This is a genomic window from Bradyrhizobium sp. 142 (assembly GCF_023074015.1).
Taxonomy (GTDB): domain Bacteria; phylum Pseudomonadota; class Alphaproteobacteria; order Rhizobiales; family Xanthobacteraceae; genus Bradyrhizobium.
The window spans coordinates 1-705 of record NZ_JADPKQ010000432.1; the positions used below are offsets into that span (position 1 = coordinate 1).

General features: G+C 60.3%; 1 protein-coding gene. It reads right to left on the minus strand.

Translation table 11 applies throughout. From position 1 onward, the window contains the following. A partial coding sequence (locus IVA82_RS40090) for an IS5 family transposase (protein ID WP_247382356.1) occupies positions 1-698 on the minus strand: 698 nt, incomplete at its 3' end. Positions 699-705: the final 7 nt, after the last annotated feature.

Consider the following 705-nt stretch of genomic DNA (forward strand, 5'->3'; position numbering starts at 1 on the left):
TCGGCGGTGCCATTGGCATGCGTGACCATGCCGGCCACCGCCAAGCCATGCCGGTTCTCCATGGTGGCGTGGCCCATATAGCAAAGCTTTGCCTCCCGCCCGGCGGCCTTGCGATAAAGCCTGCTGTCAGGATCGCTGGTACTGGCATGGGTGTCGTTTTTGCGCTTCTGGCCGTGGAAGTTCGCGCCGTCATCATCGTCACCGCTGCCGTCCCTGGGACGAAAACTCTTCTGCGAAGCCCAGGCATCGATCAGCGTTCCGTCCACCGAGAAATGTTCGTCCGACAGCAGAGGCTTGACCTGCGGATGATTCAGAAGCTTGCTCATGAACTTCGTAAACACCTCGCCTTTCTGCAGCCGGTCCCGGTTCTTGGTGAAGGTGGTCGGGTCCCAGACCGGGGCATCAGGCGAAAGCCCCACGAACCAGCGGTACAGAAGATTGTAGTCCAATTGCTCCATCAACTGGCGTTCCGAGCGGATGCCGTAGAATACCTGCAGCAGCAAGGCGCTCAGCAATTGCTCCGGAGGGATCGAGGGCCGTCCTTCGCTCGCGTAAAGCCTGCCAAGGCTACGGTTCAGCTCACTCAAAATATCGCGGACAAGCTCCCGGATCTTCCTCAGCGGGTGGTTCGCAGGCACCCGCGCCTCCGGCGAAATGTACGAAAACAACCCGCCCTGATCCGCAAAAGCGCCTCGCATGCGAGCC